17 protein-coding genes and 2 pseudogenes are annotated in these 26986 nt (G+C 44.4%); 6 read left to right on the forward strand and 13 right to left on the reverse strand.

Annotation, left to right across the window (positions count from 1 at the left end; all coding sequences use genetic code 11):
- Window positions 1-64 precede the first annotated feature (64 nt).
- From RCO84_RS11030 to RCO84_RS11060, 6 genes and pseudogenes are all read right to left on the reverse strand, one after another.
- A pseudogene (locus tag RCO84_RS11030) lies at window positions 65-2568 on the reverse strand (TIM-barrel domain-containing protein).
- A 148-nt stretch (window positions 2569-2716) separates the two neighbouring features.
- The gene (locus tag RCO84_RS11040; protein WP_317585111.1) at window positions 2717-4207 is read right to left on the reverse strand and encodes a family 43 glycosylhydrolase; all 1491 of its coding nucleotides are present in this window, start codon (window positions 4205-4207) and stop codon (window positions 2717-2719) included.
- A 20-nt stretch (window positions 4208-4227) separates the two neighbouring features.
- Window positions 4228-4791 (reverse strand): acetylxylan esterase, encoded by a 564-nt coding sequence (locus RCO84_RS11045; RefSeq protein ID WP_264906484.1) that lies wholly within the window; start codon window positions 4789-4791, stop codon window positions 4228-4230.
- A 154-nt stretch (window positions 4792-4945) separates the two neighbouring features.
- Window positions 4946-7462 (reverse strand): glycosyl hydrolase family 8, encoded by a 2517-nt coding sequence (locus tag RCO84_RS11050; protein ID WP_317585113.1) that lies wholly within the window; start codon window positions 7460-7462, stop codon window positions 4946-4948.
- 118 nt (window positions 7463-7580) lie between these two features.
- A complete protein-coding gene (locus tag RCO84_RS11055) occupies window positions 7581-9377 on the reverse strand; it encodes a RagB/SusD family nutrient uptake outer membrane protein (RefSeq protein WP_317585115.1) in 1797 nt (598 codons plus the stop codon).
- Window positions 9378-9396: 19 nt separating this feature from the next.
- Window positions 9397-12498, reverse strand: coding sequence for a SusC/RagA family TonB-linked outer membrane protein (locus RCO84_RS11060; RefSeq protein ID WP_317585117.1), 3102 nt, complete (start codon window positions 12496-12498; stop codon window positions 9397-9399).
- A 393-nt stretch (window positions 12499-12891) separates the two neighbouring features.
- Here RCO84_RS11060 and RCO84_RS11065 point away from each other — a divergent pair, with 393 nt between their 5' ends.
- On the forward strand, window positions 12892-14766 hold the full coding sequence (locus tag RCO84_RS11065; RefSeq protein ID WP_373690152.1) for a sialate O-acetylesterase: 1875 nt from the start codon (window positions 12892-12894) through the stop codon (window positions 14764-14766).
- 185 nt (window positions 14767-14951) lie between these two features.
- On the opposite strand, the gene RCO84_RS11070 is transcribed toward RCO84_RS11065, so the two are convergent.
- Window positions 14952-15176, reverse strand: a complete 225-nt coding sequence (locus tag RCO84_RS11070) for a DUF4248 domain-containing protein (RefSeq protein WP_006846252.1) — start codon at window positions 15174-15176, stop codon at window positions 14952-14954.
- A 14-nt stretch (window positions 15177-15190) separates the two neighbouring features.
- Window positions 15191-16312 carry a replication initiation protein gene (locus RCO84_RS11075; protein ID WP_317585119.1) on the reverse strand — a complete coding sequence of 374 codons (1122 nt, stop codon included), beginning with the start codon at window positions 16310-16312 and terminating at the stop codon, window positions 15191-15193.
- A gap of 1090 nt (window positions 16313-17402) precedes the next feature.
- Between RCO84_RS11075 and RCO84_RS11080 the strand changes: the two genes are divergently transcribed.
- From RCO84_RS11080 to RCO84_RS11090, 3 genes are read left to right on the forward strand one after another with little or no spacing between them, the layout of a single operon-like run.
- Window positions 17403-17987 (forward strand): HU family DNA-binding protein, encoded by a 585-nt coding sequence (locus RCO84_RS11080; protein ID WP_119236938.1) that lies wholly within the window; start codon window positions 17403-17405, stop codon window positions 17985-17987.
- Between the two features lie 25 nt (window positions 17988-18012).
- Window positions 18013-18117, forward strand: a complete 105-nt coding sequence (locus RCO84_RS11085; RefSeq protein ID WP_022120813.1) for a smalltalk protein — start codon at window positions 18013-18015, stop codon at window positions 18115-18117.
- 9 nt (window positions 18118-18126) lie between these two features.
- Complete coding sequence (locus RCO84_RS11090) at window positions 18127-18555, forward strand: N-acetylmuramoyl-L-alanine amidase (RefSeq protein ID WP_317585121.1); 429 nt, start codon at window positions 18127-18129, stop codon at window positions 18553-18555.
- 218 nt (window positions 18556-18773) lie between these two features.
- On the opposite strand, the gene RCO84_RS11095 is transcribed toward RCO84_RS11090, so the two are convergent.
- The gene (locus RCO84_RS11095) at window positions 18774-19301 is read right to left on the reverse strand and encodes a hypothetical protein (RefSeq protein ID WP_287617389.1); all 528 of its coding nucleotides are present in this window, start codon (window positions 19299-19301) and stop codon (window positions 18774-18776) included.
- 7 nt (window positions 19302-19308) lie between these two features.
- The gene (locus tag RCO84_RS11100) at window positions 19309-19512 is read right to left on the reverse strand and encodes a hypothetical protein (RefSeq protein ID WP_006846247.1); all 204 of its coding nucleotides are present in this window, start codon (window positions 19510-19512) and stop codon (window positions 19309-19311) included.
- A 446-nt stretch (window positions 19513-19958) separates the two neighbouring features.
- Between RCO84_RS11100 and RCO84_RS11105 the strand changes: the two genes are divergently transcribed.
- Complete coding sequence (locus RCO84_RS11105) at window positions 19959-20393, forward strand: hypothetical protein (protein WP_317585124.1); 435 nt, start codon at window positions 19959-19961, stop codon at window positions 20391-20393.
- A gap of 161 nt (window positions 20394-20554) precedes the next feature.
- Here RCO84_RS11105 and RCO84_RS11110 read toward each other — a convergent pair.
- A pseudogene (locus tag RCO84_RS11110) lies at window positions 20555-21531 on the reverse strand (IS982 family transposase).
- 86 nt (window positions 21532-21617) lie between these two features.
- Window positions 21618-22676: a hypothetical protein gene (locus RCO84_RS11115; RefSeq protein WP_317585126.1), complete on the reverse strand. Its 1059-nt coding sequence runs from the start codon at window positions 22674-22676 to the stop codon at window positions 21618-21620.
- Between the two features lie 462 nt (window positions 22677-23138).
- Between RCO84_RS11115 and RCO84_RS11120 the strand changes: the two genes are divergently transcribed.
- Complete coding sequence (locus RCO84_RS11120; protein WP_317572780.1) at window positions 23139-24581, forward strand: AAA family ATPase; 1443 nt, start codon at window positions 23139-23141, stop codon at window positions 24579-24581.
- A 146-nt stretch (window positions 24582-24727) separates the two neighbouring features.
- On the opposite strand, the gene RCO84_RS11125 is transcribed toward RCO84_RS11120, so the two are convergent.
- Entirely contained in the window at window positions 24728-26980 is a 2253-nt protein-coding gene (locus tag RCO84_RS11125; protein WP_317572781.1) for an endo-1,4-beta-xylanase, read from the reverse strand.
- Between the last annotated feature and the right edge of the window lie 6 nt (window positions 26981-26986).

Consider the following 26986-nt stretch of genomic DNA (forward strand, 5'->3'; position numbering starts at 1 on the left):
AGATAAACAAAAAAGCAGAATACTACTTTATCACAAGTATCAAATACTTTATATGATGTAACACTTACAGCTGTATCTTTACAGCCTTTCCGTCATATTCCACACTCTTGTTTGCCTGCATAGGCTGATCGCCCGCTCCACTATTGGCATCCACCAGTACGATGTGGAATCTGCGATGTTGGAGCATTCCCTTATAGATGCCCTTGCGTGGAGCGATGTTCAGGGTTCTGTCTGCTTCATTCCAAACAAACTGGATTTCAGAGAATTTTCCCTTCTCATAGTTGTAGTTGTCGCCCTCATCCTCATAGAGTGTAAACGAACCGTCTGCACCTGGATAAACACGGATTTCCAACTCATCCCAAGGTTTCTCAGAACTATACTGAACTTCAGGACCGAATGGCAGGATGGTACCAGCCTTGATGAACACAGGCATGATGTCGATAGGACAAAGGCGCTGGATATCCTGACCGCCCTCATACTGGGCATTGCTCCAGAAATCATACCATTTATTACCCTTTGGCAAGTAAACATTCACAGGCGCAGCTGCCTTCCTTACATCAGGATAGATGGTATGGCCCTTCTTCTCCTTATCCTTCCAGGTGTATAAAGGATCGGTTACCGGCTTCACCAGGATGTTGCGGCCGAAGAGATACTCATCGTTCAGACGGGAAGCCTTCTTGTCTGCCGCATAATCCATTACCAGGGCACGCATCATGCTTCCGCTATTCTGTACACAGTCGCCAGCCGTACTGTAGATATAAGGCAAAAGTCGATAGCGCAGCTTGATGGCCTTAATCATAGCATCATAAGCCCAGTCGCCCTGCTTTCCGAATTCATACAGTTCGCTTACCATCGGCGAAGAACAGTGGTTGCGCATCAATGGCATGAAGGTTCCCCACTGCATCCAGCGGGTCTGCAATTCCTGAATGGCTGGATTCTTTGGATTCTGTTCAAACTCCCAGTAGAAGAAACCACCCAGGTCGGTGTTCCAGAATGGGATACCGCAGAGCGAGAAGTTCAAGCCCGATGGAATCTGATTCTTCATCTCGTTCCAGGAAGCCAGCACATCACCGCTCCAGCAAATGGTGCCATAATGCTGAATACCGAGACTGCCGCTTCGGGTCATCTGGAGCGAACGCTTTGTGTCGCCCTTCATCGCTCTCTGGTGCTCATAGATGCTCTTGTTGTGCAACAATGGGAAGGCGTTCTTCACGCCCAACCATGAACCATCGAAGGTCTGATAGTTCTCATCGCCCGGCTTCTCAAAATGGTCTGGCTCCGTAGAATCGGTCCACCAGGCATCAAAACCCATCTGGTAGAGATGAGTAAGATACTTCCAGTAGAGGTTGCGAGCCTTCGGATTGAAGACATCGTATGGCATCACACCACTGTTTCTTGGCCACGTTTCAAAAGGAAGGAGGGCATTCATCTTCTTCAGTTCACGATACTGCTCTGTCCAAGGACCGAAACTAGCCCAGATGGAAATCATCAGATGGGCATCGTTCTGGTGAACATACTTCACCATCTCTTCCGGACTCTTCAGGCGGGGTTCTCCCTGTGCCTTCATCTGCTTCATATCGGCAGGAAGATACTTGGCATAGGCTGGGTCGCCCACCTTATTAATATAATATGGGTTCTGGAACTTCATCGCATTCCAGTTGGAGTCGCATCCCCAATACTGCCAGTCCTGCACAATGGCATCAGTAGGAATCTTCAGTTCGTGATACTTGTCCAACACGCCAGCCAGTTCATCGCTGGTCTTATAGCGCTCACGGCATTGCCAGAAGCCCATCGCCCATTTCGGGAACATTGTAGCCTGTCCGGTGAGTTCACGAATGCTGGCGATGACTCCATCCTGCGTACCATCCTTGTACATGAAATAGTAGTCGGCGCAGGTTCCCACTTCACTGGTAAAGGAAGTGCATGATGGCTGGTTGCTATTTTTCCTGCATTGTCCCAGTAAAGACCATAGCCCTTCTCACTGGTGAAATAAGGGATGGCAATGTAAGTGTTATGATTCCAGAGTTCAATATTCTGGCGGCCACGCTGATTCATATAAACATCACGCAACTGTCCCAGACCATAGATTGCCTCGTCATCAGCAAGGCGGAAGTCCTGCTCTATGCGGTACTTGCCCTTATTGGCCTCATCCTTGCGAGCTTCCAGACGGGTCTTCGTATCGGTAAGCAGCAGTTTTCCATCCTTCGAAAGGAAGCGGATTTCGCCAGTCTGCTGGTTCAGTTCGACGCAAATGAATTTAGATTTAACATTTACAACATCTCCATTTTCCTGTATCTGAACATCCTTCAGCTGCTGAGGCTTCAAGATGACAGAATAGCTTTTCTTCTGAACAAGAGCACCAAGTCCGGCATCAGATTTCAAGATGCGGACGATGGATGGAGAATAGAATTCGATGGTTACATTCTGCTGAGCCACCTGACGGGTGATAGACTTGGCAGCCACACCTTTCTGGGTGCCTGCCACCTTTACGCTCTTGGCGCTGAGTTCACTTGGAACACCAACGGCAGCGATGCCCAAAATGGCAATGAAAGATAAATTCTTTAGCATACTTCTGTTTATTTTATTAGAGGGTTTATGATTTGTACAGTTCCAAATATATAAGATAGTATTTCGACTGCAAAAGACTGCATCAAATCCATAGAAAGACAGGGATAATACGATTGGAACGCTTCTCGATTGTCAAATCATCATGAATTTATTGTTGTCTGAAATTCCATTTAGAATTATCGCTGTTGAAATCGAAGGGAGCCAAGCCTGGGGTACAATCGCCGAGTGAAACCAATGCCAGTTTCTCTTCAGTGCCTGACACTGCCTTCGGCATGATGCGATAGGTGCCATCGGTGAGCTGCTCGATGCGCCAAAGCTGGGCATCTTCACCCGTAAATTCAGGTTTGGCGATGACATCATGCTGAGCAGTTGCGGTAAGATAGCGAGTAGTGCCTTCTATGCAGATTTTATAATAAGGACCACCCAGATAACCACCCTTTCCGGCAAGCATGATACTCCACTTCTGATGAGGACGGAACATATAATCGTTCATTCTCACCTTTACCTCGCCCTTAGGCCATTCTGCCTCTACCTCCTTCAAGGTCTGAGGTTCGATATTCTTCAGAGGCTTGGTTGGCTTGATCCAGAAAGGTTCGATATCACGTTGCATTCTCACGAAATCTACGGCAATCTCCAGGGCATAGCCTCTTCGTTCCGATTCTATCTCGTAGGTTCCGGCATGAAATTCATCACCAGCCACAGGCCAGTCGTTCTTCCACAACAAAGGACGGATAGCCAATACGCTTCGTCCTCCCTGTCTGAAATCAGACTCATAGTGGAACGACATCTTTTCTACACCCTCTTCCTCAATATAGCGTCCGAAGTGACCGGGACCCGTCTTCAGATTATTGGCAGCAATCACCATCTTTCCACCGCCCTGCAACATCTCTCTGCCCACATTATCTACGTATGGACCGGTTATCTTTCGCGAACGTCCCACCACGATATTGTAGGTAGAATTAGGACCATCGCAACAGGTGCCATGAGTGCCGAGAAGATAATACCAGCCGTTGCGGTAAATCAAATCAGTAGCTTCGCAGTCGATGGCGATATTGACGGGTTCGTTGCCTTCCATCCGCTTACCTGTCTTCCGGTCGAGTTCTACCAGACGGATAAATCCGAAATAGGTACCATAGCTGAGCCAGAGTCTGCCGGTAGTAGGGTCGAGCAACAAGCCCGCATCAATGGCATCACAGTCTTCATCATCCAATGAAGAAGCTACCACCACTGGTTCAGTATATTTGAAATCAGGCGATTTCGGATCGAGCGTTTTGTTCCACATCGTCAGGACATCACCGCGATGACTGCCCCCCAATCCACCACCCGTAGCACTGTAGGCTACAAGATAACGGTCGCCAATCTTCAACACATCAGGAGCCGCTCCTCTGCCGGGACGAACAGCACCACCCTGCCAGGTCCAGCCATCCTCCGACCAGATTCCACCTTCACCCGTTCCAAAGGTATAATACTTTCCATCACACAGGGCAATAGTAGAAGGATCATGAATGAAAGGTTCGCCCACCTGGGCTTCTGCCTCGTAAGCAGAGGAAGACAACAAGGCAACCAAAGCTGCGGCATAAAGTTTCTGCTGAGCAGCAACCGGGCTAAAATATCTGAAAAATATATTGTTCTGTTTCATAACTTTCTTTATTGATTGCACTACTTCACGTGAATAGACAGGTTTCTGACAGGCTTGCCCTGTCCGTCGATGAATCGGACACAGAAGTCGCTCATACCAGGACCATTGATTACCGCACCACGAAGGATATTCCTACCTTTCTTCAAGGTAAGCTTCTTAGAAACCACATCATCGCGAACCATTCTTCGGTCGCCTTCGAGCATCACCGCCTCCTCACCATTGAGCCACCACATGGACGCACCATTCGAGCCAACAGACAAGCGGACGTCTTTCATCTCCTCAGGGCAATCGATAATGGTAACCGCCCAGAACAAGACACCATACTTGGGTTTCTTAAACGAAGTGGCGAAACGGAAGAGCTTCACATTAAACAGTTTACTGTCCAGCGCATGCCATTTCAGTTTTTCCTTGCCCACCTTCACGACGGCTCCATCCTTAGGAACTGTTTCCATCTGTTTAGGGAAATACTGCGTATGGAATATCTCCTTCAGATAAGAATCAGTAAAAACGACATTGCTCTTGACCGGCATAGAGATGGGCTCCAGGAGCAACCATCTCTGAATAAAGCCAGCCGCATTAGGCATGACAGCCTGCTTCCCGACTGGTCCGAAATAAGGATTGATGTCTGCAGGTAAATTCCTATTTTGAGCATCCGCAGAGGAATGCCCAAAAAGGAATACACATAAACAAAACAATCTAACTATTTTATTGAAAATGTTGTACATAGACTATTCATTATTATTGAGGTTCGATAATCTGATAACGGCCACTCAGATGCATGAAGGCGAAGAGACGCAACAGTCCGTCGTAGTAGCCATCGAAGAAGCCTTCTTTATCTGGTTCATGCTTGGCATTCCAGAAATGACTGACGAATTCCCTGCCCTTCACATGATTGCTGACCAATGAAGCCGCAGCCGAAGTGGCAACAAAACCGATGGAATGGCGGAGTGCCTTAGGAGCCGTACCTGCCGGCAGAATATCTTCTACCATCGTTCCATCTACATTATACTGGTCCAGGAAAGAATCAATGCCCTTACTATACAGGAAGTTCTGCAGCGTATTGGCATATTTCTGCTGCCACTCCTTATCCTTGCAAGCCCAGGAATAATCGAGTGCTATGTTCATTGGAACACGCCATGAGTCATAACGGAATGCATCACCCAGCAACTGACCGGTCTTCATCAGACTGCCATCATAGTTGCAATAGTCTGGGTTCAAGCCCGTCTTCTCATTGATACACTTATGCAGGAACTCACGGCTTTTCTCAGCACACTCCTTCCAGAACTGGGACCGTCCGTCGTTAGCCCATTTCGCCCAAACCTCGTAAAAGGCAGGGAGATGGTAAGAAGGGTCGGTAAACTTCCCGCCCCAATGATCGGGCGTAAAGGTGATGAGCTGATGTTCGAGATTGATGAGCGGAGCTGTGCGGTCCATTCCCGCCTTCTGCATGCTGCAATCCAGAATATGCTGCGCTTCCTTCAGATAGTTGATGCCTGTATCATTGCCCCATCGGTTGGATGCAAAGATGAGCGAAGTTACGAAATAGAGTTCACCATCCGATGCGGCACCCTGCGCATTTCTCGTTCCATCAGTCTTGCAGCTCCATGCGAAATAGCCCTTATAAGGTCCTTCCTGATGCTGCATGTATTTCTTGCTCCATCGCCAGAGACGGTCGAAGATGTCCTTCTTGTCAAACTGCACGGCAGCCATCATTCCATACGACATGCCTTCGGTTCTCACATCATTGTTCTTTATATCGCTGACATATCCCATGGAATCGCCCACCTCGAAATAGACCTTGTTCTTACCGTAGAATACATCATTGAACACTTCGTTCACCTTCCTGTCTATATCAGCCTGCTTATAGCCCATCTCGGCAAAGAGATTACGATACTGGTGAGTTTCGAAAGCTCCCTTTTCCCAAGGCAACGCATCGAAGCCCAGCCAGTCTACCTCTACGTCGGCACCACTCTGCAAGGATACATGGAGAGCATGAACGCCCAGAGGAGCATGAAGCACCTGGGCACGGATATTCTTCCAGGCTGCCGACTTCGGAATCTTCACCTTAGCAATGATATTACCCTTCTTGCCATCGGCTCTGACTACGAGCACACCGCCCTTTGAAGACTTGGCACGAACAGTGATTTCTTCCACCTTCTCATTACCGAAATCCACCTTATTATATATAAGGGCAGTATTCGATTTAGAAAAGAGAGTCTCCCATCCGGCGAAACAATTGTTTTTATCCAGATATTCAATACCAATACCCTTGCCTTGCAGCGCAGAATAGCGGTCAATCTGAATACGCGAACGAGCGTTCGTCAATCCCACACCTCTTAGCGTAGGTATCACCTTCTGTATCGTTCCGTCAGGATTGAAGTTCAGAGAGTCGATTCGCACCGAGCGGTTCTTGTCGAACTTTGGCGAATAATCATTATGATGATAGAAGAGATACCACTGTCCCTGATATTCCACGATGCTGTGATGATTGGTCCAGCACTTCGTTGGCGACTCATCCATGATGATACCCTTGAATGTGAAAGGTCCCATCGGATGGTCAGCCATGGCATAAGCCAGCGTTTCGGTTCCATCCTTTTCACGTACCCAAGGGAAGGTGAAATAATACTTGCCGTTACGCTCGAAGGCAAATGGTCCTTCCTTGAATCCTTCAGGCAACCCCTCTACCAGTTTGGGTTCCGAGGCAAGTTCCGTCATGTTTGGTTTCAGCTTAGCCATGTGCAATCCTGCTCCAGCCCAGTAGATATAAGCCTGTCCGTCCTTATCTATCAGCACACAAGGATCTATGCCGTGCACACCCTCTATGGGTTTCCACATCGGCATAAACGGTCCTTCAGGCTGGTCAGCAACCGCCACACCTATTCCGAATCCCTTCTCCTCCCCTTTCGGAGCGGCAGGGAAATAGAAATAATATTTTCCGTCTTTCTCTACACAGTCAGGAGCCCACATCGTATAACTGCCGTCCTGTACCCAAGGTACTTTGTCTTGCGAAACGATGACTCCATGATCCTGCCACTCCGTAAGATTAGTGGAAGAGAAAACGTGATAATCTGCCATACAGAACCATTCCTTCAGTTTCTCGATAGGACTCGGAATATCATGAGAAGGATAAAGATATACCTTCCCGTTGAATACGCGAGCCGTAGGATCAGCAGAATACTGTCCGCTGATAATCGGGTTCTGAGCCGAAACTCCTGTCGATAACGCCAGCATCAAGGCACACATCCATGTTTTCATACGCAAATTCCTTTAAAGAAGAAAAAAGGGAGTGCTTTTTTTCAAAACACCCCCTAATTGTCAAACAATCTATAGTTCTTTAAACTTAAAACACTATATTAACAAAACAACTTCATGATTACCAACCAGGATTCTGCTTCAGGTTAGGATTCTTATCCAACACGGTCTGTGGATAAGGGAAGAACTCATGCTTGCCCTCCTTGAAACCTACCTTGAAATTAGTCTCAGGAGTGTTGGTCGTATAGAAACGGCTGTTTGCTTCTGATCCATGTTCCCAAGTTACATCCTGGTCGTCTGCCTTTGGAGCTCTGAAAACCTTATCAAACAAATGTGGCACGACTGTACCAGCCTTAGTCAAACGCTCAATGGCCTTCGTATCATTCCATCGCATGATATCGAACCAACGACAGCCTTCAAGCCAAAGTTCATATGACTTTTCTTTCTTCAACACATCCATATCAACAGTTTCACTGACTGTCTTTGAACCGGCGCGCTCCTGAATCATATTGATATATCTCTTAGCTTCAGCCTGATCGCCTGTCTGAAGACAAGCCTCTGCATAATTGAGCAAAACCTCAGCGTAACGCATGACAAGATAATTATTCAAGCGAATGTTATCACCATATTTCTTGCCTTGAGTATCAGAAGCTCTCATTATTTGCTTGAACGCCAACCAGGTAGAGTTGCCGTAGAGTCCCTGAACAGGGTCATTGATGCCAATCTTGTCACTGGTTTTCTTCTGCTCGTCAGTCATTTTATCGATTTCATCCTTGCCGTAAGGCATATGATAAACCGCATCATCAATATGCTTTAAAGTAGCCTTCAAGCGATAAGAGTGATCACCATCATTTTTATAGAACTCGTCACCAAACCACTGAGGCACGCCAAGGCCACCCCAGCCATCAACGCCGCCACAATAAACCTTGTTAGGAGAAACAACAAAGTGATCAGCACGCCAATCCCAATAGTTGGTCTCCATCCAGCTAGAACGCTGAATCATACCACCCCAATTGGTCTTACCTGTATTATACTCGAAGTTGACCTCAAATACCTTCTCCTCGTTGGCATCACCCTCGATATGGAAGTTGTCGGCATATTTCTCACCAGGAACAAGATCATACTTTTCCGAGTCTATAACCTTTTTAAGGGCAGTTTTAGCCTCTTCATATTTACCGGCGAAGAGGTAAGCCTTACCAGCCAGAGCATATGCAAAGCCCTTGGTTACCTTCACTGCTCCATCCTTGTCATCCTTACTTTTACGCTCATCCAAATCGTTGGCAGCATTCTCACATTCCTGCGCAATCCACTCTATCAACTGTTGGTGATTCATAGGATGCTCAGGATCCTTATCACAATTAAAAGGCTGTGCAGAAGGATCCAGAGCTTGAGTTACCAATGGTGGAGTACCCCAAAGATTAGCCAACAGGAAATAATCATAAGCACGAAGCACACGAGCCTCTGCGGCGCAACGTTTCTGCACAGCGGTAGTACCCTTGGCAAAGTGATCGAGTACAAGGTTACAGGTATATACAGAGTGATAGAGGCCTGTGTACATATGCTTTGGCACTTCAGCCTCAGCATCATAATAGAACTGATTGAGCATGATACCAAACGTATTATCACCAGAGTTGGCACCTGCTGCCAACACATCGTCTCCACACTCATTGAGTATCAGTTTCAATGGAGTATAAATACTTGGGCCACCACCATCGTGGTTACGTCCCACCACATTACACATAAAGCCTTCGTATGCAGCAACGAGGGCTGCCTCTGCATCAGCATCGGTCTTATAGAAGTTCTCGGTATATATTACACCCTTCTGCTCAATATCAAGCTGATCCTCACAAGATGTCGTGAGCGTCATTGTTCCTGTGGCAGCAAGAGCCAATATTGTTGAAAATAATATTTTCTTCATTGTTTTTGAATATTAAAGGTTAGAATGTTACATTGATACCAAATACCACCTTCTTGGAAGTTGGATAAGTACCATTATCAAAACCACGAGATGCGCCACTATTCATAGAAGCGGTCTCCGGATCAGCACCAGGATACTTGGTGATGGTGAAGAAATCATCCAGTGAGCAATATACACGAAGATTGCTGATACCTGCCACGCTAGAGATAGCCTTTGGCAATGTATAGCCCAACTGAATCTGCTTGATCTTGAAATACGAGCCACTGAACACAGCTGCATCAGAACTGAAGAACTTCCAGTCTGTAGCAACCTTTTTCATATCAGGATATTTAGCATTGGTGCGGTCTGCTCTCCAAGAATCCTTCCAGTAGGTATCAATTCCATTGATCAACGGACGGTCTGCAGAAACCATCAAGTTGTAAATCTTGTTGCCAGCAGAGCCTGTTCCAAATACGGTGAGGTCAAAGCCCTTATATTCTGCATTAAGAGTAATACCATAAGTAAACTTAGGAATACCTGAGCCCAAATCCTGCTTATCTTCATCGGTTGGAGCTGAAGTTGTTTCGCCATTCTTATTATAATAGAGAGCGCTACCATCTTCGGCTACACCTGCATACTTGTAACCACGGAAATACCATACCTGATGGCCAGCCTCGAATGTAGGCTTAAGCTGGTTATTGAATCCATCGATACCTACTTCGGTCAAACGGCTTACAAGGTTAGAAACCTCCTTCACCTCATTCTTCAGAGTTGAACCATTTACGGTCACACTATACTTAAAGTCCTTGATGTGATCTCTCCAACCCAACTCGAAATCAAGACCAGAGTTAAGTACCTTACCTGTATTAACAACTCTCGTGTTTACACCAATCTCTGGAATAGGAGTGATTTCAATCAAGAGGTCCTTGGTTGTCTTACGATACCAGTCTAAGCCCAAAGTCAAACGGTCGTTAAGGAATCGCGCATCAAGGCCAAGGTCAACCTGCTCTGAAGTTTCCCACTTCAAGTCTGGGTTAGCAAGTCCAGAAGGCTTAGAACCTAAAGTCAGCTTACCATCACCGATAGAAGGATTATACTGATAGAAACTCTGATTAAGAGCTATGGTAGAAGCATAACGATAATCGCTCAAGATATTGACGTTACCATTCTGACCCCAAGAACCACGAAGTTTCAAGAAAGAAATGGCATCACGGCTTATATTGTCCTTGAAGAACTTCTCATTGCTGATAGCCCATCCTGCTGAAACTGATGGGAAATTACCCCAACGTGCCTTCTTTGAAAGTTTTGATGTATCGAAAGCATCACGACGGAAGTTAACCTGCATGAAGTAACGGTTGTCATAGCTGTAAGATACACGGCCAAAGTAAGATAACTCTGTGGCATCTGAAGGAGCGTTACCTACATTCTTGGTTGCATCAGCCAACAAGTAGTTGATGTAATGGAAGTTTGGCTCATAAGATGTGAGTATGTTACCTCCTGTAGAACTGATGGAACTGTTATCCCAATGATTCTTGGTAAACGACATACCTGCCATGGCACCAATAGTGTGCTTGCCGATTGTTGTCAAATAGTTGGCAAAGTTCTCCCACTGATAGTACAAACCATTATTGGTATTCGCTTCAATGGTATAGTTTTCACTATGTGCCATAGATGTTAACCAATATGGAGTCTCGTAGTTATGATAGTTACTCTGAGTGATACGATAACCTAAGCGAGAAGTAAATGTAAAGCCCTTGAATGGCTTGATATTGGCAGCAACGGTACCACGTACATTGATACCAGAATTCCATGTATCATGGCGGTCGCGCTGATAGAGAGGGTTACCAGTAGCATCTTCTACATATTTAGAAGTACCATAGTAGTCATTGTTATGGCTTGGATCTCTTGGAACTGGGCCACCGGCTTCTACCTTTGCCTTCATGCCAGGAGCCAAATCCTCCACATTACTGATATAAGCTGGAGTCAAAGGATCGATAGAAACCACAGAGTTCAGCAATGAACCATAACCCTTAGTCACACCTTTGGTCTTCCACTTTTCAAAAGATGTATTAGTAGTCACGTTCAACCACTTATAGATATCATAGTCTGCATTAATCTGACCCGTGAAACGCTTATAAGTATCCTTGCTACCCTTAACGATACCATCATTGTTCAGGATATTCAGGCTGGCGAGGAAACGGCCCTTACCGTTACTTGCCTGCAAGGTGAGACTATGCTGGTGAGCCAAGGAATTCTCAAACACCTCGTCATACCAGTTGGTGTTCTGACCATTATAATTGTTCTTCTTCAGAAGATCATCGTTCAAGTCGCCCAAATACTTATGATACTCAATATACTCAGGAGCATCAAAGATTTCAGCCCTCTTTCCCAACGACTGGATGGTGAACTTGCTGCTGTAAGAAATCTGAGCCTTACCGCCATTGGCAGCACCCGTCTTGGTAGTAATGATAACGACACCATTACCCGCCTGCGCACCATAGATGGCAGCAGAAGCGGCATCCTTCAATACCTCCATGCTCTCGATCATAGATGGATCCAGGTACTGGATGTTATCCACCTTCAGACCATCGACGATGAGCAACGGACCGATATTACCACTATTGGAAGAATAACCACGGATACGGATATCGGCAGCCTCACCCGGACCACCCGAGTTGATAATCTGCACACCGGCAGCCTTACCCTGGAGGGCAGCACCGGCATCGGTAGCTGACAAACCCTTGATGTCATCGCTCTTGATAGATGCAACGGCACCAGTCAGGTCGCTCTTCTTCTGAACGCCATAACCGATGACAACGACATCATTAAGAACTTTAGAATCATCCTTCAAGGTAATGGAAAGTGTTTTACCAGCCTGAGCTTTCACGGTCTTAGGTTCCATACCCACATAGGTAATAGTCAATGTTGCATCAGGAGCAGCATCAACGCTAAACTTACCATCCAAGTCGGTAACAACACCCAGCTTGCTACCATCTACTTTAACAGTAGCACCAATGACAGGTTCTCCACTTGGATCAGTCACTATACCTTTCACTATGCTCTGAGCCGAAACTCCCAAAGGAAGCAAACAGAGCAGGAATAGCAAAACAAACGGCTTTTCAATCATTTTTAAATTCTTCATCTTAAAAATAGATTAATAGTTTTACTTACTAGTCAGTTGTTTAATATTACATTATTATATATACATCCTAAATTCTCTAAAATTTCATTAAGGATGCTGAAACATGTCGCAAAAATAGATAAAAACATTAAAACGCATTTTATCTCAAGTAACAAATACTTTATCACAAATAACATCTACCCAAAAAGAGACAAAATGAAACATATTCTGAGACCTGAGAAAAAAGAATCACCTTATTATATAACAAAGGGAAAAGTTATTGATATATGAGACAAAGCACGTATGGAAATCTTTTCATAACTTTGCAAACAGAACAGAAGATGAAAATCAATCTAATAATTTAATTAAATATAAACTATGAATAGATTATCAATCTTAGCATCGATGCTCGCGATGGCGTGCCTACCTATGATGGCACAGAAAACGGGCAGTAAGGTTCAGGAAAAGCCTGATCCAAATTTTCAGATTTATCTCTGCTTCGGACAGTCGAACATGGAAGGAAATGCGGCTATCGAAGACATCGACCGAACGGGCGTGAACCCGAGATTCCAGGCTATGTATGCCGTGGATGATGAAAAGGCGGGATGGAAGAAGGGACAATGGCACACCGCTGTGCCGCCACAGGCAAGACCCTCTACCGGACTGACTCCTGTTGACTATTTCGGAAGAAAGATGGTGGATAACCTGCCAGACAGCATCAAGGTGGGAACCATCACCGTGGCCGTGGGCGGAGCCAGCATCGACCTCTTCGATAAGCGTACCTATAAGGCTTATCTCAAGAAACAACCCGACTGGATGAAGAACTTTGCTTCCCAGTACAACGGAAATCCATACGCCCGACTGATAGAACTGGCAAAAATAGCCAAGAAGCAGGGTGTTATCAAGGGCATCCTCCTGCATCAGGGCGAAACCAACAACGGCGATGCCAACTGGCCTAACCGAGTAAAGACTGTTTATAACGACATCTTGAAGGATTTGAATCTGAAGGCAGAAGACGTACCTCTGCTCGTAGGCGAAACCGTACAGAAGGATATGGGCGGAAAATGCTGGGCACATATTGCCATCGTTGATGATATTGCCAAGACCATTCCTACAGCCCACGTCATTTCTTCAAAGGGCTGTCCGCAGCGTGGCGACGGGCTCCACTTCATCGCAGAAAGCTACCGCACCATGGGCAAGCGCTATGCAAACATGATGCTCGCCCTGCAGGGAATCATTCCAGACAGCAACTATCCGCGTGTAGATAAGGACCGCAGAGCTTATGTAAAGCTCCATGCTCCTGAGGCAAAGAAAGTAATCTTCGACATCTGCGGCAAGCAATATGAGATGAAAAAGGATTTGGATGGCGACTGGTACGGCGTGAGCGATCCGCTGGTAGTAGGATTCCACTACTATTTTCTGAATGTAGATGGCGTGCAGGTTGTTGACCCTGCCAGCGAAACCTACTTCGGCTGCTGCCGTGAAGCAGGCGGTCTGGAAGTACCAGAAGGAGCAGAAGGCAACTACTATCGTCCTCAGCAGGGCGTAGCCCACGGTCAGGTTCGTTCAGTATCTTACTATGCAGCCTCCCAGAAGCAGTTCCGCCGCGCCATGGTTTACACCCCTGCGGAATATGAAACCAACACCACCAAGCGCTATCCTGTGCTCTATCTGCAGCATGGCATGGGCGAAGACGAAACGGGCTGGAGCAAGCAGGGAATGATGCAGCACATCATGGACAACCTGATAGCAGAAGGCAAGGCTGAGCCTATGATTGTGGTCATGGAGAGTGGCGATGTAAAGAAGCCTTTCGTTGCCCGTCCAGGCAAGAATGTAGATGAAGAGCGCAGCCACTATGGAGCTTCTTTCTATGATGTGATTATCAAGGATCTGATTCCGATGGTTGACAAGACATTCCGCACTTATACCGACCGCGAACATCGTGCGATGGCTGGATTGTCATGGGGCGGTTGCCAGACATTCAACACGGTATTGCCTCACATGGACAAGTTTTCTGCCCTTGGAACCTTTAGCGGTGCACTCTTTGGCGTGGATGTAAAGACCTGTTTCAATGGAGTTTTTGCCGATGCAGAGAAATACAACAAGAACATTCATTATATGTTTATGGGCTGCGGTTCGGAAGAGAACTTCGGTACAGAGAAGATGGCACAGCAGTTGAAGGATCTGGGCATCAAGCTCGATGTTTATGTATCACCAGGCACTCATCATGAGTGGCTCACCTGGCGCCGCTGCTTCAAGGAGTTTGTTCCTCACCTCTTTAAGTGGTAAACAAACTATCTCGGGACTTGCACCCGTTAGACAATGCTCGTGCCGAGCATACCATAAAAAAACTCCTGAAGTTGTTTGAAACAAACTTCAGGAGTTTTTTTATTCAACATTCAACATTCAACATTCAACATTCAACATTCAACATTCAACATTCAACATTCAACATTCAACATTCAACATTCTCTTTATGCCCCCGGCTCGCCCAGATATTCGAAGATGGTGGATACCTGGCGGGGAGGGAAATACTGGCTACGATTCTGGTAGCCTAGGCGCTGCAGCTCGTTCCAGAGAGGCTCGCAACGCTTGATCCAGTCCATGATATGACGGCGCGCTGTCGCCCCGTCGGTTGTATCGGGAAAATAGAGCAGACCGAGTTCGGTCTTGCTGTACATACGTTGGGGATAATTCATAAGCTTTATATTTTTTACAATCCTTCTACACCATGATCCTTAAAGAAACCTACCATGGCTGTGGTCATATAGCCACCCGTGTTCATCTTCTTGTTCGAACGCCTGCAGTTGGCTATGTAATAATCCTTTCGCTGGAAGAAGTCCTCCAGGTCGCCAATCATATCTAACCTGAGATAGCCGCTCAACTGCTCAGCCTTCTTCTCGCTCACATCATAATTGCATTGCAGCCGGAGTTTCAGTTTGCTCCGCTGCCCTCTCAGTTCGCTGCTCACTTCTCCACCCTCTGCAGTTTCGCCTGAAGTGCGGCGGTCGTGCAGGGTAAAGGTGATGTGCTCGGGCAGGTGATGCTTCACTTTTTCACCCTCTTCCAGAAAGAAAGGCTTATAGGCAAGATACTGGTCGATGATGCGGTTACGGTAAAGGCGCTTGATATCTTTGCAGGCGGTTACCAGACATTTTCTGTCCAGTTCCGACCAGGTCTTGTAATAATCAGCCCTGCCATGCATCAGTTGCTGGAAGTGCGCCGTTTTGCAGATAGTGAATCCCTTTGCACCCCAGCAGTTCATGATGATATATAACTTGATGCTCGATGCACTGCGGCATTGCTTGATGGCATTGAGGTCGATATGGCTGACTCCCTTTTCATAACTGTAGAAAAACCGTATCACGTTGTTGTCGAAGCGGAATTTTACCATCCAGTTCTTGTGCCGGTCTTGGTATATCTCACTCTTAAACAGGCATGAAAATTTCCGGTATAATGTCCGCTCGGCCTGCTTAAACGGCAGCAGGATGGGCTGGGATTCTATACGCTTGATGGCATCGCGCAATTGCGGATAATGATGAGCACCATAAGGAAACTCCGACAGTTTCATGATGACATCGGTGTGGTCTGCAGCTCTCTGTTCTGCGGTGAAGCCATTAAAAGTTTGTGAAGTTGTGTGATAAGGCACTACATAGTCTTGAATAACTTTCTGGGCATGCCTGATAATCTGTAGAACGATTTTGAGTTCTACCACCGAATAGTTCTGGTAAGACAATCCCTGTACGCCAAGGATGGCTATCAGTTGTTTCTCTTGTTGATTTGTCTGAGGGAAGGCCTGCTGCCCGCCCGGAGGCTGTTGATTAAATTGTTCCATTTCCGTTTTCTGTTAAAATCGTTAGAGGCCTACCGATTGGGGCAAGTCTTGGTTATAGTTTATTGAAAACCGGCATGGAATTGGAGTAAGGAAACAAACAAGATAAATGAACAATCACAAAGGAAAGTTTTCCCATCATCGCTCTTGCTTCCAAAAGTCCTTACTTCGCATCCATGCCGATAAATTTTTATCAAATTTATCAGGCATAGAATGCCCTGTAAGGATTACCTTTTGGTCACTCACCTTTCGGGATGGGAAGTCCTACTCAATGAGCTATGTTCTAATCCTTAACCGAAAGCAATTCCCGGTGTCCTTCATCGGGAGGAGAATCGCATTCTCCGCGCTTTCATGATGCAAAAGTAATATTTATTTCAGACTTATGCAAATTTTTTGAAGAGAAAAATGCATTTTAATGGCTGATTTGTTGAAAAAAAAAGTTCTTTCCTCCCGTATTACGTATAGTGTAATTGATGTAAATGTATATATATAATATACTTGGTATAGTATAGGAAAGAAAATTTCTCATCTAACTGCTTAATATTCAATGTCTTGCATTTTTAAGATTCGCCAAGATAGTCATTCGGGCATATCAGAAAATACATGATTGGCCCTGATGGTACCTATTATTGGCCCTCATGGTACCCTCTGAAAGACTAAATTGCTCTGGTAGTCATTGCCCACCCAAATGAGGTGAAAAAATGATGTACTTCCGTTTACCAACTGAAGCGGCTGCGTCGGGTTAAGGATATGGCTGCACTGGGTTACGCAGACGTCTGGACAAGGTTAAGGATTCGACTGCATCGGGTTAAGGATTCGACAACGTAGGCTAACGGAGTCGTATCCGTCGATTTATCGAGACGTCTTGACTCGCTGACAGAACCATCTGGAGTAGCTGACTGAACCATATCAGTATTCTGCTGCATACGCTTGCGTGCAAAAGTATACATAATTGAGCCAAATAGTGCACAACTGGTACTTATCGTACCAAAGTGGACAACTAGGGCTCCGCCGATGTTGTATCTTTGTATCAGCATTCGGGAAGAGACCGGTGCACAATATTATTATTCACAATTTTAAAATTTTATGTATTATGGCAATTAATTACAGTTTAGTAAAGCTTGCGTCAAAATTTGGTGACAAAGCAGGAGTTCCTAAGTTCTACGCACGTGCTCAGATGAACGAGTCTATTTCGCTCAAGAAGTTTGCGAAGTTGATCGCTATGCAGACCACTGTATCCTATGCGGATGTAACAGCCGTTCTGGTCAGTATGCAGGAGAACATGATCATCGAGTTGCAGCGAGGCAACCAGATTGATTTCGGCGAGTTGGGCAAGTTCCGCCTCCAGCTTACCAGTGAGGGTGCGGCAACCGCAGCCGAATTTAAGAGCGACATCAACATCAAGGGTGTGAACATCCAGTTTATCCCGGGCAGCGATCTTGCCAACATCTTCGTAGGTATGGAGTTTGAGCAGGTTGCATCACGTGCCGTACAGAAGGCTGCCCTCAAGGCTGAGAAGGAGGGTGCCAAGACTCTCGACATTGAGGAGGCTAAGAAAAAGCCTGCCAAGGACAATGCTTCTTCAGGCGGCGATACCACGGGTGGCAACACCTCAGGCGAGCAGACCGGCGGCACGGGTAGCACTGGCAACGGTGACACAGGAGACGGATTAGAATAATTAACCTCTTAAAACAGAATAGATTATGACAGAAAAGAACAAGCAGAAATGGAATGAGATTCTCAAGTTTGCAGTAACCGTACTGACAGCTCTCCTCGGGGCGTTGGGCGTTTCGGCAGGTGGACTTTAGAAGGAGCCTATGAGAGACATCAATATGATAGTGGTGCATTGCAGCGGCAGCCGCTGCGATCACCGTTATACGATGAAGATGCTGCGCTACGACCATGTTCATAACAACGGCTGGACTGACATCGGCTACCATTTCTACATCACGCTGGATGGAGTGGTTCATGCCTGTCGCCCGGTAGAGCGTATGGGCTCTCATGCCCTCGGTTACAATGCGCACAGCATAGGCATCTGTTACGAGGGTGGTCTTTCGCCATCGGGCTGCATCAGCGACACCCGCACTCCTAAGCAGAAGGAGGCGATGAAGCATCTTATCCTGGATCTTCACCACCGTTTTCCGGGCATCCGCACCATCCTGGGTCATCGCGATTTGCCTGGCGTTCAGAAAGCCTGTCCGTGTTTTGATGCCACGAAGCTCCAGTACCTTCTGGATGCTTCCTGATTCTCTTCCATTAAGAGGGTTTTTCAAGAGCAGAATCCCTCCGATTTTATTTAACAAGTTAGGGCGCATCCAATCCGGATGCGCCCTTTTTCTTTGTCGTCATATTTCTTTCATTCAACACTCAACATTCACCAAGTCTATACGCCACCTGTTCATCGTGGTATATAGACCCTTGTCGTTTCCTGTGATCAGATATATACTGTTAACCTAATTATGTTTTAATGACGAGAGAATAGTTTTTTTACTGCAACAGTAACTCTTTTGGCTAAATCATCACAATCAGAACAACTGTTCTTATTAATCAGAATATACAAAGACTCATTTTCTATTGCATAATGCTTGAATAATCTTTCAGATACCACAGACGTAGTGAATTTCTTATATACACGAAATCGTCTTGTCGCCATTCCTAATTCATCATTTTCATCTTCTGCACCAACAAAGAAGAATGAGGCTTTGCTATCTCTTTTCAATACATCAAGCATAATATGGAACAATGTATAGAAAATGATTCTTGGCTCAAAAGTGTTAGTACGAAGACTAAATTTCAATTTACTATTCATATTGGCCTTATCAAAGAACTTCACGCAATAAGCATGTTCCTGATAACGCTCAACTCTTACAATATAAGAATGATGAGATTTAGCTGACTTGAATCTATATTGCAAAGTTTCAATCAGCCATTCATCTGCACTATCCCTGTCTATCATTTGAAAGACGAAGGGATAACCTTCACTTTCTTCCATATTAATTTCAAATTAACTGTTTGTAGACAGGGATGCGGATTTTGTCTAATTGTTCTGCTGTCAGAGCCTTGACATCATCGTTAACCGTAAAATACACAGTAGGATATCGGTACTTACCATTAGGCATAAGTACCTTCGTTACCTGCTTGATAATCTCAACTCCATCAAGCGTAACTATCTTAGTCTCTGTTTTATCTACTATCTTTCCCATAAGCAGAATTTTTGTTATTTGATTTATTGATAATGCAAACAGGCACAATGAAAATTTGTTCTCAAATTACCGAGTGCAGCATTTCTGCTGCAAAGATACACTGTTTATTTGTAACTACCAAATTATTCGTGAAGAAAACAACATAAAACACATAAATTCCGACTCTGTCAGCATCCGTATCATATCCCCAAAGGGTTGTAAACGGCATTGTTACCGCCTGCATGCCATCCGCCATATCATAAATACAGAATAGCGGAGATGTAGATTACGAAAATCTCCATATAATCAAGGGTCTATACACCACTTGTCATCGTGGCATATAGACCCTTGTCCTGTCACATAAGAAACGCAATCTCTTACTTTTTCATAAACTTTTCACTGAAATCTCTTGCAGATATGAAAATAAAACCGTAACTTTGCGGCATGGATTTTTAAAACAGATGGTTATGAAGTACTTAGATCCCAAGGCAGACCTTACGTTCAAGAAGATATTCGGCAATCATCCCGATCGATTGAAAAAACTTCTGAATAGCCTTCAGTCACTCAATGAAGATGAACTGATACAACAGCAACAATATCTGCCGACAACAGAAGAACTGGAGATTTCCGGCTTTACTGATGCCGAACTCCGTGCCTATGATAAATTCTGGGATTCGGTAAGTGTTGAAAGAACCCTTCTGGATGACAGATATCAGAAAGGAATGGAAGAAGGCATGGAGAAAGGTATGGAAAAAGGTATGGAGAAAGGTAGAGCAGAAGGCAAGCATGAGGCCAACACAGAAACAGCACAACGATTGCTGGCAATGGGACTTTCTGCCGAACAGGTTTCCAAAGCTACCCAGCTACCTTTGGAAATCATTAAGAATCTGAGCAATACATAAAAAATATAATAGCGGAGATATTGATGACAAATATCACCATAATAAATCCCAGAACCGCTTGGAAGAGCGATCCTGGGATTTTTTATACCATTTGTTTAATATTTATATTATATAGATTCTACATCATCGTTCACATTATTATATATAACCCGTTGGCGGAATTAATTTAGCGCATACTTAACCCTGCCAATCGGTCTGTTGTTTACATAATTAATATATTGCAAGACTGTAAATGCGCTGATTTTCCCAATGATTCGGGTAAACAGTCCTGGTGTTTGCTTAGCATAGTTTCGGAAGAGCATGAAGTGATCACAAAGTTGAGAGAAATTTGTCTCGATTCTCTTCCTCGCCTTAGCATAAGGCTTAAATGTTGGTCGCCAATTCTTCATGTTCAAGCGATATGGAACTTCCAACTTGATGCCTACAGAAGAAAACAAGTCTTGCTGTAGTTCCGCACTGAGGTAAGCACGATCGCCAAGGATGCAACAGTCATGGAATTGAAACTTTACATCTTTAAGAAAATGAATGTCATGAACATTAGCTGGACTCAGGTCATACGAGTGGATAACTCCACTTAACCCACAGACAGCGTGGAGCTTATACCCAAAGTAGTATATCTTCTGAGTAGCGCAATAGCCAAATGCAGGAGAGTTTGTTACGTCTGTTCCTTTCATCTTGCAACGCAAGCCTCTGGACAAGCGACACACCTCTATTGGTTTGGAATCTATGCAGAAATATTCTTCTGCGCCATCCATCTTTGACGCTATGCGCTTACGAATCTTCTCACATAGTTCCGCAGTGAACTTTCGCCTGTCATTGAACTGGCGTCGAGAAATCAGATTTGGCATATCTGCCTTATACTCCTTCAGCCTATCGAACAAGTTGTTTTCACTGTCGATGCTAAGATGCTCGGCTGTCAAGCTCAAAGCAACAACTTCGAGGTCTGAAAAACGTGGTACGACTCCAGGGCGAGGAATATTTCCTAGCTCATTAACTAAATTTTTGGAGAAATCCTTGCATATCTCAAGAATTTTTACGAAATTTGCATACAAGTTGTGCATAGCGTGAAATATATAACTTTATAATTGGACACTACAAAGTTACTAAAAATCAACGAGATGCACAACTTTTTCTCCATAAAAATATACTAATTTTCAGGCGGTTTTTTAATTCCGCCAACAGGTATATATAGTACGATGCGAGCATTGTAAAACGTCTCATCTATTACTTGATAACCATCTTTTTACCATTCTTGATGACAACGCCCTTATAGTTCTTACCTACCTGCTGACCAGCGAGGTTGAAGCACTTGCCATCCTTAGCAACCTTCAGATTCTCTACCTTAGAAATACCGGTAGCTGTAGTAGTTACACGCTTGATACTTTTGATTTTTACAGTTTGGGCTTTAGAGTCTGTATTCTGTAGGAACACACTGACAACTTTGGTTGCCTTATCTGTTTTAGCCAAGACATTTTCCTTAGAAATCACGCAAGAAGCTTTGCTGGATCCAGGCTCTACTGGGAAATAAAGAGCTATCTTAGCGTCCCATGTAACAGTTTCATCCTTTACATCAGTATTACAACCAAGATTAAGACCAGCAGTTGTAGGTTCTTCAAACTCTACAATATACTCCTGTTTTGAATCAGAATTAACGTCAAAAGTAGCCAAAGTTCCGTTTTCATCTGTAGAAACAGTAATCAAACTATACTGACCCGGAAATACGATAATAGGATCAGCATAAGCAGCCTTACCTACGACAGACTTATTCCATCCAAAGGAAATACTAAAGGGCACTTCTTCTAGAGTGTCATCGTTCTTGATAAGATAAACCTTCTTCAGACTAACCTCAACTCCTGGGGCTAATCCCTGAAGATCGAGTAAATCTATATTCTTTCCCTTAAAAGTTTCATTAAATGTAACTACCATCTCACCATCACCTGAAAGACCTGCATACTGAACGGGGTCACACTTGTATGAAGTAGAATAATCAGCCGCTTTCACACCAACAATGATATTCACACCTTCTTTACCAACAGCCTGGAAATCGGAAAAGACAACCTTCAATCCCTTGTATTCATCCCCAGAAATAGATTTTTTTCCGCCGAGCAAATTAATGGCACCATACTTTTGGGTACATGTGAAAAGTTCAGGGAGACTAGAACCATCATGAGTTTTGATAGTTGCATTTGTACCCGCACCACCAAAAAATAAGTTCTGCGCTGTCTGAGCGTTAGCACCAACTGCCATCAATGCGGCAGCAATCAAAGTAAATAACTTTTTCATAAGCTTTACAATTTGTTATTAAGTTAATAAATCCAGTTATAAAATTGAGAAGTTTCTCAAATCTGATGGCAAAAGTAACAGAAAAGGCTGAAAAAGACTTTGCGGGGTGTAACAAATACTTTGTGAGAAATACCAAATAGGTTTGATAGCCAACATTATAACGAAAATGATACACCATCAAACCTATTTGAAGAGGAAATCAGGAAAAGTCAAATAAACAAATATTCCAGATTCCCCAAATGTTTTTACCCAAAATATTCCAGATTCCCCAAATGTTTGGTCAAAACAGAGGAAATCTATACAGATGAGCCTAATACATCACATCCTTCTCTGGGAAGCCAAATTAAAGATTTTGGCACGAAAACGCACTTTTTCTCGAAAAAAAAGTGAGAAAAAGTGCGTTTTCGTGCCATTTTAAGGAAAAATATCGTAATTTTGCAGTCGAACCAAAACATTAGAAGTATGAAAGCAGATTTAATAATCGGACGAGATAAAGAAAAGGCAGAGCTTCAACGTTGTATAGACTCAGATCGCTCTGAACTTGTTATCGTTTATGGTAGAAGACGTGTCGGCAAGACTTATCTAGTAGATGAATTCTTTGGTCGGAAGTACGACTTCACTTTCGTTGGAGGACACAATCTCCCCCAACGCACCCAATTGCGCAGTTTTGCCAAAGCATTAAAACAAGCCATGGGCGAGACATCAGCTCGCAAATTATCAGATTGGTTTGATGCCTTTGATGTTTTGGAAGAATATCTGTCATCCTTGCCAGAAGACCGCAAAAAGATAATCTTTGTAGACGAAATGCCTTGGATAGATTCCTTGCGTTCCGACTTCACTCCAGCATTTGAAAACTTTTGGAATGGATGGGCAGCCCGTCGTCGCGATATAGTTTTCATCGCTAGCGGTTCTGCCACATCATGGATGGTAGACAAGCTCATAGAAAACCAAGGAGGTCTGCATGCTCGCATCACTTGCCAGATATATTTACGCCCATTTACTTTGTATGAGACAGAACTATACCTAAAATCGCGGGGATGCTCTTGGGATCGCTTCCAGATAGCCCAATGCTATATGTTCTTTGGAGGCATTCCTTTTTATCTGAGTTTAATAGATCCAAGTCTTAGCCTTGTACAGAATGTTGATGCCCTGTGCTTTAACAAGGGAGGGGCACTAAGACAAGAATTTGACGAATTATATGGAGCCTTATTTACTCATGCAGACAATTACATCAAGGTGGTCAGGCTCTTGGCTAATCATAAAGGCGGCATGACAAATGCAGAAATTGCTAAAACAGCCAAACTGGACGGAAAGAAGTTGTGCCAGATATTAAAGAATCTGGAGAGATGTGACTTCATCATGAAGTTCAGATATTATGGCAAGAAGACGCAAAACCGCCTATATAAGTTGACAGACTTTTATACCTTATTTTATTTAAAGTATATAGAGCCCAATATCGACTCCTTTGATGAGCAATGGTGGAGCAAGCATTATCTCTCTCACAGTGTTGAGGCATGGCAAGGTTTAACTTTCGAATTACTCTGTTTGTTCCATATCAGCCAAATACGCAAGGCATTGAATATTGGTGGCGTGGCTAGCGAGGCTTACATTTGGTTTGACAAAGCTGACAAAACCAAGAATCAGAGAGGAGCCCAAATAGATCTCATCATAGAGCGTGCCGACCGAGTCATCAACCTCTGCGAGATGAAATTTAGTCAAGCCCAATACAAAATTTCAGCAGATTATGAGATAAAGCTGCGCAATAGGATGGAATTATTCAGAGACCGAACCCATTGCACAAAATCATTGGTAAATACCTTTGTCACAACATTTGGTGTTGCCAATGGCATCCATTCAAGCATAGTAAATAGCGAAGTAACACTAGACAATCTCTTTCAAGAATGACACATAGGAGAAAGAGAATATTTTCATCATTAAAAAAACGCAAAAAGGTTGACCGTGTCATCACAACACAGCCAACCTTAACGACTAACATCTTTTTTCGGTTAATCTTTGTATGATAAACCTAAAACTAATGTCTTTTAGAGTAATTACTTGGCTTCCTTCCAATATTCTGGAGCGCCAAGACCTGCTGCAAAGCCACCATAGGTGTGCTTGCGATAATAATCCAAATCCCAGAGTCCAGTAGGCAAACCAGCACGCCAACCACTATTGGCAGGACTGTCAGTAGCACACCACTGGCAGATACCCCACTGCTGATTCTTAGGAACAATCTCAAGATACTTCTTGACGATAAACTCGTAGTAAGCACGCATTGCCTTGTGCTGTTCCTCGGTCATATCAGTAGTCTTTACTTGGATATATGGGGCTTTGCTGTTCTTATCCAAGTTCGGAACCTCCAAGCCCATATCCAACTCAGAAATACGAACCAACTTACCTGTACTAACCATCAGGTTGAGCATGTTCACGTAAGCATCCTCTCTTTTTTTCTGCTCAACAGGATCCATGCAGCATGAAACGTGCATCTGACTGCCGATACCATCAATCTTGGTCACGCCATCAGCTTCCCAATCATGAATCCACTGCATCAAACTCCTCAACTTGCCATTGTCGTCCCAATCGCTCTCCAAGTTATAGTCATTGACGAAGAGCTTCAAATCCTCAGGGTTTCCACCAGCATCAGCAAAGCCCTTGCGAGCTGCAGCTACAGCAGTGCGAACATACTCAATGTCACCCAGGTAATCCTGCCAGTAGAAATTGTTCTTTGCATCGTCAGCTGAAACGTTGCCTCGTTTAGCAGACTGCAATTCGAACTTGCCATCTTTATCTTTATCTTCACCAGAAAGGGCCTCGTTCACAACGTCCCAAGCCTTCACCTTGCCCTCGGTAGCTTCCATCATGCCGTAAATCCACTTCTGCAAAACAGGAGTAAGTGCTTTCTTCTTTTCCTCATCAGTAAGAGGAATAGAATTGAGATTCTTGACCTGAAAAACCTTAACAGAATGTACATCCAAAGTAGCATCTGCAGTCTGTGGTTTCAAGATAATATCATAATTACCTCCAACAATATTAGACATCGGAAGTTTTACGGTATGACGACCAGCAGAAACAGGTACACTTTTAGTAATAGCCTGGTCACTTTTACCCCAACCATTCTGCATAGTCAATTCTACTCCACTAGCAGCCTTGGAAGAAGTCATATCCAAATAAACCACATAATTACCCTCTGAAAGATGATTTTCGCCACCTGGCATAACAAAGAACTGAGACCAATCTCCTGTTGGAACAAAATGGATAGCACCATTAACAACAGGAGGTTTACAACCACCCATTACATAGAATGGGAAAGGTCCATCAGTATAGGTTCGCTCATGAACTAGTAGTTCAACCTCTTTAGCTGCGGCTGCAGAAGCCACCTTGATGGTACAGCCAGTCGTTTTCCAACCACGAGCCGACTCTTTTGCAAAGTCTCCATTTTCAATAAGATTCTCATCAGAACCAGCTTTCGTCAACTTAAAGTCATCGCAAGAAATGGTTCCTCCTACGTTACCGAACACAAACTGAAGCTTATCAATAGGGAAATTGGCTGTAAATTCCCACTTCAAAGTAGAATAATCCTTAGTGATGTCATAATCAGCCATATACTGAACATCATTACTACCACCCCATTGGTTTTTATTATCACTTGCTTCCCAAATAGGCCAAGCAGCAAAAGTTCCACCATCCGAAGCCTTTACCTTAACGGTCATCACGTAACTTTGTCCCTTAACCAATGCCTTAGGCAAGGCATAACTAATCTGTTTATCCCATTTATTGGCACCAGGTTCGCCACAAGTAATCTGCAAGTACTTGTTTCCACCATTTGGATCAGGTGGCAGTTCCTTATCCTTGATAAGATTTTTGAGGTACTTGTTAGGCTGCTGAGCATGCCAAGCCAAGGTATGGCCATAAACCGAAAGACCTGCATCTGTGGCATTCTTAACATATTCACTTACATTATCAAAATTCATGCGACCATCATCAGCAACACAAGAAGCCATCTTCATGGCGTTGCCGGCTACAGTCTCGTTGAAATTGCTACCAGCAAGACAATATACAAGTCCCTGCTTGTTGAATTCGGCTGCTTCGAGCGCAATGCCCAACTTAAAGTCGGGATTGCACTTGCCGGCAGCTTTCATATCTTCCACGTATTTCTTCAAAGGCTCGTAGTTATTCAGATACTGATAATCCTTCAAATTCTTGGTCATATCAGTTCTGTACTCCGAGAACTTGTCATCAGCACAAGAAGACAAAGCCAAGAGAGCCATCAAGCCTAAACCTAAATTAATATTTTTCAATTTCATAATAAT

This window comes from Segatella copri (assembly GCF_949820605.1).
Lineage (GTDB): Bacteria > Bacteroidota > Bacteroidia > Bacteroidales > Bacteroidaceae > Prevotella.